Raw genomic sequence first — 4,048 nt, 5'->3', positions numbered from 1 at the left:
TGCTAAGCGATCCCAGAGACACGAACCATCACCACTCCCAGCCGTGAGCATCATAGCTTAACTTCACGCAATCCTGGCCGAAGAACGGGGTCCACCTCATATCACACTATTGAAATCATTTTCATTCAAGTGATGTCTCAAATGATGACCGAATTCATGCAGTGCAGTCATGATGGGGTGGGCAGAGTCACGCGACACTCCAATCTCGGCATCATAAGGAAAATGAGCAGGACGGTAAACTCCACTCGTTGGTCTGCCATCTTTGCCGACCCCCGTTGTGGTGGTCATCTTCACTGGTCTCATGCCTTCGGCATCGTGTGCATGATCTGCGAGCAGCATTGCCTGGCGCATGGTTTCACTATGCGAATCATGAAAGTTCATGCGGACATGAGAACTTGGGGCGGATCGTCGTTGAGGTGCATCTGCTGCCAGTTTCTGATTGGATGCGACAATTGAGTCCGTGGCACTTCTGTCGTTTTTATAGCCGGAGTCGTTGGTTCGACCCCGTGAATGCTCTTCGATAGGGGTATCGTGGGTAGGTTGCGCGTCCTGTGATTTTGGGCTGGTCTGCGTATGGGGTGCGGCGAATTCCTTGTGCAGTGCCTCACTCTGCGGGCCGTGCTGGTTTTCGAGATTTTGCCCGTTGCCAGCCACCACGCTCCGCGCCTGCGCCTCATCTGCCTGCACCTGCGGGTGCTGCCGGGCCTCGGGGGACATTTTGGAGACGTTGTCGATGAGGCGCTGCGACTGGTCCGGGCTCAGAGGCGGCGTTCTGGGCGGCGGGAGAGAGGTGCGAGAAGGGGACGATGGCGGGCTGTCGCTTGCTGTTGGTGCGGGCAGGATTCCTGAGGTGTTGGGCGAGGGCGGGCGGGAGTTGTCTGTGGGACGCGCGCCCGGGTTGGCTGCGGCGTTCTGAGGTTGATCAGGTGTGTTCCCGTTGGCCGTACGGCCTGCAAGCTGAGAGTTTGTGGCAGGTTGGGAATCCGCTGATGTGGACGGATGGTAGGGCGTGGTATCAGTGGCGTTTATCGCGGGGCTGCTGTTTCGTGCCGGACTGGGGTAAGAAGGTTCCAGTGAGCGACCGTCTGGACTGTTTCTGCTGGATGGGGGAGTGGGTGTCGAGTCGTATCCGCGTGGGGAGGCCGCATCCCCGGGCAGTGTCCTCGTGGGCCGCGAGCCGTCCGGCTGTGTCTCTGCGGGATGTATCCGTTGTTCGTCGGATTCACCGCGGCGGCGTGGAGCCTCGGCATCCGGGTCTGTGTGTGGGGCACGATTGGGATCAACAGCGGCAGGAGGGGCGTCGGCATCGACCTCTCCGTGCGGGCGGGGCGCGCCTTCTGGAGCCTCTGCCTGCGGGCGGTTTGCCGATTCTGGACGCCGGGTGCTTTCGGGGGTGGATGCTGGCTTGTCACCGGGCAGGCGGGAGAGTGTGGCCTTGGCGTCTGTCAGCTCCTTTTTCTGTGCCTCGCTCAGGGGCTCTGGTTGGTTCTCCAGCTTCTGCACGTGGTCATGCAACACGTCGCGGGCCTGGGCCACGTCTGACTGCACCTGAGGGTGGCCGCGCTGCTCGGCCGGGCGGTTCATGACGTTGTTGATGAGTCGCTGAGACTGCTCGGGGCTCTTGGGCGCTGTGGTGGGCGGGGGAAGAGACGGGGAAGTTGACGGTGGTTGACCGTTGTTGGACGGAGGGAGGATCTGACGGTCGGCTGCCGTGGTTTGTTCCTGCTCAGGATAGCTGAATCATTTCTCACCACCCAGATCCACGATGACCTGGCTTTCCGGTGAGTCGGGCATTTGAAGAAGCTTCATCCAGCCTTCTACAGCGCGGCGGATTTCGTTGTGTGAAAACGTATCCACCCAGTCATCCCTCATGGTTGACCAAATTTGCACCGTCGCCGGCCTGATGTCTGCCCCCCAAGCTTTGTCGTTAAAAGTTTCTTCTGCATCTCCTCCTTGCTCGGCGATTTCGTCCATAGCTCGTAGAAACATCTGGCACATTTGTGGAGAACTGAGTTCTGACCACAAAAAGCCGCCCACATATCTGTTGTAACGATTTTCAGGGTCAGTCTCATGCCCGATGGCACGTGCCTTCGCCCTCATTCCCTTCATGTAAAACATTTTTATTTTCATAGATAAAATTTAATATAGTGGGTAAGCAGTGATGCGGTTATTGGTGATATCAATGTAGCCTTCGATTTTGACGCCTGCAGGTGATACAGATGACCAGGAGTTATCAACGGCATCGATCACCTTGTGAGGACTTTCCCATGCTCCTTGAACCTCTGCCCGGATCTGTTCTGCCGTCCAGTCTTTTGGAAACATGGTATTGATCGATTTGTTCGATTTCTTCGCCACCCATGTGCCGTCCTTCTTTTTCATCTCGACTCCTGCTTGATACACTCCATGTGCATTGGGCGGGAGTTCTGTTCCAGGAACAATTCGAACGTCTCCATTGAGGAGGCTATGCCCGCCTGTAGCTTTTCCTTTTTTGTTGAATTCTGCCTTAATGACGTGGTCATGATCGATGGGTGGGTAAGGCGCTACGGGAGTGGCAGGACTTGGAGCACTAGGTGAAGGTCCACTGTTGGCAGTTGAAGCGGTGCCTGCATTGCTGCTCGCTGGAGGAGCAGCCGGGACGCTGGTCGCGGTAGTTGTTGTGGGTGGGTTTCCGTGTGGCGGGTTTGAGGGAACTGGGGACGAAGTGCCTGCTGTCTGTGGCGCACTCGCTGGCCCAGCCGGAGGCGAAGGTGTGGGAGGGGCTGCGGTCGCTGTGGGGGCGTCTGGGTTCGCTGTGCTGGGTCCGTTGATCGGCTTGCCGATGGCATTGGCGGGCTGAGCATTGGCGGACGCAGGAGGAGTGTCTGCAGCGGCATCGAGGTGGGCGTCTTCTCCGTCTGGGGTGACGGGGATGAGCGCGTCTTCGTCGCCGGACATGGCGAGGTCGTTCGGGTTTGCGGTATCGCGGCTGCCTTCGGGCAGTGGGCTGTTGCGGTCGCCGGTCTGGGCGGGAGCGTTGCGGTCGCGGTCGCGGACGCGGAGGGCATTGTCATAGATGTCCTGCTCATGGGGGTTGAGCTTGCGCTTGGCGGCGATTTTTCCGAGGTTCTCCACCCGCTTTTTTGCGAGGTCGATGTGTTCGGAGTGTGTGGTATCCTCTGGTATTGGGTTGCCATAGCCGACCGGAGGCGCGGTGACGCCGTTGGTGGTGTGGGTGCCGCTGCCGGGGGCGGGGGTGTCACCGGAGCTGGCTGTGGAGGTGGTGCTGCCGGTGGCTGTCGTGCCGGTGGTGTTTCCCGTGCCTGCATGACTGCTGGTGGCGGTTGAGCTGCCTGTGGGCGGGGTGACGCCGTGGGTGGTGGAGGTGTCTCCGGGCGGGAGGCTGCCGCTGCTGGACTGGGTGGTGGTGGCGGGGGCTGTGCCGGGCCAGGGTCTTGCCAGCATGGCTTTGGCCTTTGCCAGGGCCGCGAGCTCGGTGGAATGAAGCTCACGGGGCGTGGGCAGTTTGCTGAGGGCTTTCTGCTTGGCCTCCAGATTGGTGGCCTGCGTGCGGGCGAGGATGTTTTCGTTATGGTGCAGCTCGATCTGCTCGTCCTTGGTGAGTGCGCCGTTTTTCTCCTTGGCCTTGAGACGATCGATGGTGTCGAGCACCTGGCCGCCGTTTTCCATCGTCATGACCGGGCCGGCTGAGGCCGCCTCTTTGGACGGCTCCATGCCGGGAGGCGCCGCGGCGGTGCTAGGAGTGGTATTATCTGGTATTCCGGTGGGTGAAGAAGGGGCGGTGCCGGGCTTTTGTGGCGGCTGGCCGTCCGGGGCGGCGGGTTGGGGTGGCTTGCCGGAGCCGGAAGCGTCTAGGGTGGTAGGTTGTGGTATTGTTTGCTGTGAAGAAGGGGCGGCGGTGGCTGCGCGGCGTTCGACCTCAATGGGGGTGATGGGGATGCCGGGGCCTGGCGGCGGTGGCGGTGGCGGTGAGCCGGGCGGTGGCGGGGTGACTTCGAGGCCTTCGGCATCCACGGTGGTGAATGTCACCGGCCCGTCGCGCTGCTGGGCG

General features: G+C 60.6%; 3 protein-coding genes. All 3 read right to left on the bottom strand.

The genetic code is table 11. The annotated features are described in order from the left end of the window. Positions 1-96 precede the first annotated feature (96 nt). On the bottom strand, positions 97-717 hold the full coding sequence (locus WAW39_RS25730; protein WP_422322022.1) for a hypothetical protein: 621 nt from the start codon (positions 715-717) through the stop codon (positions 97-99). A 1,023-nt stretch (positions 718-1,740) separates the two neighbouring features. Further along, on the bottom strand, positions 1,741-2,130 hold the full coding sequence (locus WAW39_RS25725; RefSeq protein ID WP_422322021.1) for a hypothetical protein: 390 nt from the start codon (positions 2,128-2,130) through the stop codon (positions 1,741-1,743). 9 nt (positions 2,131-2,139) lie between these two features. Continuing rightward, positions 2,140-4,048, bottom strand: a 1,909-nt coding sequence (locus tag WAW39_RS25720) for an EndoU domain-containing protein (protein WP_422322020.1), incomplete at its 5' end; no start/stop codon positions are given.

This window comes from Prosthecobacter sp. (genome assembly GCF_049294395.1).
Lineage (GTDB): Bacteria > Verrucomicrobiota > Verrucomicrobiia > Verrucomicrobiales > Verrucomicrobiaceae > Prosthecobacter.
Note: the sequence above shows the minus strand (reverse complement) of the source record. Positions and strands in the feature narration are given on the sequence as shown.